Origin of the sequence: Pseudomonas sp. GM49, assembly GCF_000282355.1 — a bacterium.
GTDB lineage: Bacteria > Pseudomonadota > Gammaproteobacteria > Pseudomonadales > Pseudomonadaceae > Aquipseudomonas.
Genome location: NZ_AKJL01000226.1, coordinates 1 through 4,683 on the forward strand (window position 1 = coordinate 1; position 4,683 = coordinate 4,683).

The window sequence follows — 4,683 nt, forward strand, 5'->3', positions numbered from 1 at the left end:
CCCACCGTGCCCGCCGGCAGCGCCCGACTGCGGGTCACGCTCAGTGCTGCCCACAGCGAGGCCCAGGTACAGCTATTGTTAAATGGACTGGCCGATTGTTTTCAACAACTGGGACCGGAGCCGAAGCATGCGTGATCGACTGATTCTGCTGCCCGGCTGGGGCCTTGGTGTTTCACCGCTGGAGCCTTTGGCGGCGGCCTTGCGCGGCCTGGATGAGCACCTGCACGTTGAGATCGAGCCGTTGCCGGAACTGGACTCGAGCGATCCTGAAGAATGGCTCGAAGAGCTTGATTCGACATTGCCGCAAGACGCCTGGCTTGGCGGTTGGTCATTGGGCGGCATGCTCGCCTGCGAACTGGCGGCCCGGCGTGGCGATCGCTGCTGTGGTCTGTTCACCCTGGCCAGCAACGCGTCTTTTGTCGCGCATGAACAATGGTCAAGCGCCATGTCCGGGGAAACCTTCGATGCGTTTCTGGCGGGATGTGCAGCCGATCCGCGCGCGACGTTGAAGCGTTTTTCACTGCTCTGCGCCCAAGGCGCCGAAGACCCGCGCGGCTTGTCGCGGTTGTTGCTCGGTGGTGCGCCGAATACCGCCGCGCCAGTGCTGCTGAGTGGTCTGCAAGTGCTCGCGCAACTGGATACACGACAGGCACTGCAATCGTTCCGCGGTCCGCAATTGCATCTGTTCGCTGGCCTCGACGGGCTGGTGCCGGCGCAAGCGGCGGGCGAGTTGTTGGCATTGCTGCCGGATGTCGAAATCGGTCTGATTGAACAGGCCAGCCACGCGTTTCTCCTGGAGGATCCCCACGGTGTGGCGGGGGCGATCCAGGCCTTTTTGCATGAGTCCGGCGATGACTGATCTATCCTTTCCCAACCTGCCCGGCGGCTTGCCCGACAAGCGTCAGGTAGCTGCATCATTCTCCCGCGCGGCGCAGAGCTACGACAGCGTGGCCGAGTTGCAACGTGATGTGGGCAGCCAATTGCTCGGGCGCTTGCCGCGGGATTTTGTACCGCAGCGTTGGCTGGATCTGGGCTGCGGCACCGGGCATTTCAGTCGTGCCTTGGGTGAGCAATTTCCGGGCAGTCACGGTGTGGCGCTGGACATCGCCGAGGGCATGCTCAACCACGCCCGGCCATTGGGCGGTGCCACGCACTTCGTGGCCGGCGATGCCGAGCGTTTGCCACTGCAGGATTCGACCTGCGACCTGATCTTCTCCAGCCTGGCGGTGCAGTGGTGCGCCGACTTCGACTCGGTGCTCAGTGAAGCCTTTCGAGTGTTGAAACCGGGCGGTATTTTCGCGTTTGCTAGTCTTTGTGCAGGGACGTTGTTTGAATTGCGCGACAGCTGGCGGCAGGTCGATGGCATGGTGCACGTCAACCGCTTCCGGGAGTTTGGTGTTTATCAGCAGTTGTGTGCGGCCAGCGGCTTGAGGATGCTCAGTCTGCAAAACCTTCCACACGTGCTGCATTACCCGGATGTGCGCAGCCTGACCCATGAACTCAAGGCGTTGGGTGCGCACAATCTCAATCCCGGGCGGCCGGGTGGCTTGACCGGCCGGGCACGGATTCTGGGGCTGATCGAGGCTTACGAGCAGTTTCGTCAGGTCCAGGGCCTGCCGGCGACTTATCAAGTGGTGTACGCCGTTTTGGAGAAGCCCTTATGAGCGCAGCCTATTTCATCGCCGGCACGGATACCGATGTCGGTAAAACCACGGTCGCTGCTGGCCTGCTGCATGCGGCGCGTTCGGCGGGTTTGAGCACGGCGGCGGGCAAACCGGTCGCTTCCGGTTGCGATGTGACGCCCAAAGGCCTGCGCAATGCCGATGCGCTGGCGTTGCTGGCGGAGTGTTCGCTGCCGCTGACGTATGCACAGGTCAATCCGGTGGCCTTCGAGCCGGCCATTGCCCCGCATCTGGCGGCGCGAGAGGCTGGCGTAGCGCTGACGGTGCAGTCGTTGCTGGCGCCGATGCGGCAGATTCTGGGCCTGCAGGCGGACTTCACCCTGATCGAAGGCGCCGGCGGCTGGCGCGTACCGCTGGCGGACCAGGACAATCTGTCGGACCTCGCCATCGCGTTGCAGTTACCGGTGATCCTGGTGGTCGGCGTGCGGCTGGGGTGTATCAGCCATGCCTTGTTGACCGCCGAAGCGATTGCCCGGGATGGTTTGCAACTGGCGGGATGGGTGGCCAACATCATCGACCCGAAAACATCGCGGCTGGAAGAAAACCTGGCCACCCTTGCCGAGCGCCTCCCGGCGCCGTGCCTGGGGCGTGTGCCTAAACTCAAGGCCGTTACAGCCGAAGCAGTGGCAGAGCACTTGCAGCTGGACCTGTTGGACTGACGTTTTCGCGATGCGGGCTTTGCCTATGACAAGGCACTGTGCCATTAGTGCTTTTGTCGGGTGTTTTGCCGGCCACTCTGCTTCAATGGCCACTGTTGATCCATTGAAAGGACGAGTTCTCCCTTGGAAATCTCAGGAAGCACCGCTTTTTATGCCGGTCTGAGCACCCTTCAGGCAGGGCAGAACCGCGTCGATCAAGCCGCCGGGCAGATCGCCAACACCACGATCGAACGTTCGGTCACCAGCCAGTCCTCCGAGGTGCAAGTCGATCGTCTGCGGTCGGTTGATCGCAGCCAGCAATCGGACCTGGCCAGCAACGTGGTCGCAATGGCCCAAGGCAAGATTCAGGCAGAGCTGGGCGTGAAAGTCGCCAAGGCAGCCGATGAAGTGCTCGGAACATTGATCGATACCTACGCTTGATTCCTCGCTGATACCGCACCCTCAACGCCGCGCCTGTTCGCGGCGTTTTTCTGCGTAAGTCTTTCTTGCTCAACTAATCTTTTCTGTGCGGCGGGCTGCCTTGAAAGCGCAGCTGCGTTGTCCTGTGCCCGTGTGTCCGATCCTGCGATGACGAACGGCAAAAGATCGACGCTTGACAAGATTTCGGCGTAAACGTATGTTTCAAACAACTGTTTGATCGCAACAACAAATCAATGCGGTCGTTCATTCCCGGTTACATCAGCAGAGGTTTATCGCTATGCCTGACTACAAGGCCCCCTTGCGTGATATTCGCTTCGTTCGTGACGAACTGCTCGGCTACGAAGCGCACTATCAGAGCCTTCCTGCTTGTGCCGACGCAACTCCGGACATGGTTGACGCCATTCTCGAGGAAGGCGCCAAGTTTTGTGAGCAGGTACTGGCTCCGCTGAACCGCGTGGGTGACATCGAGGGTTGCACCTGGAGCGAGTCCGGCGTCAAGACCCCGACTGGCTTCAAGGAAGCCTACAAGCAGTTCGTCGAAGGCGGCTGGCCAAGCCTGGCCCACGACGTAGAGCACGGCGGCCAGGGCCTGCCGGAGTCCCTGGGTCTGGCGATCAGCGAAATGGTCGGTGAATCCAACTGGTCGTGGGGCATGTACCCGGGCCTGTCGCACGGTGCGATGAACACCATCTCCGAGCACGGTACCCCTGAGCAGCAAGAGGCCTACCTGACCAAGCTGGTTTCCGGCGAATGGACCGGCACCATGTGCCTGACCGAGCCGCACTGCGGCACCGACCTGGGCATGCTGCGCACCAAGGCCGAACCTCAGGCCGACGGTTCCTACAAGGTTTCCGGCACCAAGATCTTCATCTCGGCCGGTGAACACGACATGGCCGACAACATCGTCCACATCGTACTGGCCCGCCTGCCGGATGCACCGGCTGGCACCAAAGGCATCTCCCTGTTCATCGTGCCGAAGTTCATGCCGAACGCTGATGGTTCGGTTGGCGCCCGTAACGCCGTGTCCTGCGGTTCCCTGGAACACAAGATGGGCATCCACGGCAACGCCACCTGCGTGATGAACTTCGACGGCGCGACCGGTTTCCTGATCGGCCCGGCGAACAAAGGCCTGAACTGCATGTTCACCTTCATGAACACCGCACGTCTGGGTACCGCGCTGCAAGGCCTGGCCCACGCCGAAGTGGGTTTCCAGGGCGGCCTGAAATACGCTCGCGACCGTCTGCAAATGCGCTCGCTGACTGGCCCGAAAGCGCCGGACAAAGCCGCTGACCCGATCATCGTCCACCCTGACGTACGTCGCATGCTGTTGACCATGAAGGCATTCGCCGAAGGCAACCGTGCGATGGTTTACTTCACCGCCAAGCAGGTCGACATCGTCAAATACGGCGTGGACTCCGAGGCGAAGAAGAAAGCTGACGCACTGCTGGCTTTCATGACTCCGATCGCCAAAGCCTTCATGACCGAAGTCGGTTTCGAATCGGCCAACCACGGCGTGCAGATCTATGGCGGCCACGGCTTCATCGCCGAGTGGGGCATGGAGCAGAACGTTCGCGACAGCCGCATCTCGATGCTGTACGAAGGCACCACAGGTATCCAGGCACTCGACCTGCTGGGCCGTAAAGTGCTGATGACCCAAGGCGAGGCTCTGAAAGGCTTCACCAAGATCGTCCACAAGTTCTGCCAGACCAACGAAGGCAACGAAGCGGTTCAAGAGTTCGTCGCTCCGCTGGCTGCACTGAACAAGGAATGGGGCGAGCTGACCATGAAGGTCGGTATGGCCGCCATGAAAGATCGCGAAGAAGTCGGCGCGGCCTCCGTGGACTACCTGATGTACTCCGGTTACGCCTGCCTGGCCTACTTCTGGGCTGACATGGCGCGTCTGGCTGCCGAGAAACTGGCTG

At 61.2% G+C, this 4,683-nt stretch carries 5 protein-coding genes and 1 pseudogene; all 6 read left to right on the top strand.

The genetic code is table 11. The features are described from left to right. Positions 1–135 (top strand): annotated as a pseudogene (locus PMI29_RS32055) (8-amino-7-oxononanoate synthase); the annotation flags it as partial. Beyond that, positions 128–859 carry an alpha/beta fold hydrolase gene (locus PMI29_RS09295; RefSeq protein ID WP_008000735.1) on the top strand — a complete coding sequence of 244 codons (732 nt, stop codon included), beginning with the start codon at positions 128–130 and terminating at the stop codon, positions 857–859. The pseudogene PMI29_RS32055 and the gene PMI29_RS09295, both read left to right, overlap by 8 nt. Further along, positions 852–1,664 (top strand): malonyl-ACP O-methyltransferase BioC, encoded by an 813-nt coding sequence (bioC, locus tag PMI29_RS09290; protein ID WP_008000736.1) that lies wholly within the window; start codon positions 852–854, stop codon positions 1,662–1,664. Before PMI29_RS09295 ends, bioC begins: the two co-directional genes overlap by 8 nt. Next, on the top strand, positions 1,661–2,341 hold the full coding sequence (bioD, locus tag PMI29_RS09285) for a dethiobiotin synthase (RefSeq protein WP_008000737.1): 681 nt from the start codon (positions 1,661–1,663) through the stop codon (positions 2,339–2,341). The genes bioC and bioD overlap by 4 nt, the downstream gene beginning before the upstream one ends. Before the next feature lie 123 nt (positions 2,342–2,464). Continuing rightward, entirely contained in the window at positions 2,465–2,761 is a 297-nt protein-coding gene (locus PMI29_RS09280; protein ID WP_008000738.1) for a hypothetical protein, read from the top strand. Positions 2,762–3,038: 277 nt separating this feature from the next. Beyond that, positions 3,039–4,683, top strand: a 1,645-nt coding sequence (locus PMI29_RS09275; protein ID WP_008000739.1) for a phenylacyl-CoA dehydrogenase, incomplete at its 3' end; no start/stop codon positions are given.

Bases quoted from the DNA above. Each gene is read 5' to 3' on its own strand.
- PMI29_RS09295 (WP_008000735.1), top strand. From the start codon at position 128: ATGCGTGATCGACTGATTCTGCTGCCCGGCTGGGGCCTTGGTGTTTCA.
- bioC (WP_008000736.1), top strand. From the start codon at position 852: ATGACTGATCTATCCTTTCCCAACCTGCCCGGCGGCTTGCCCGACAAG.
- bioD (WP_008000737.1), top strand. From the start codon at position 1,661: ATGAGCGCAGCCTATTTCATCGCCGGCACGGATACCGATGTCGGTAAA.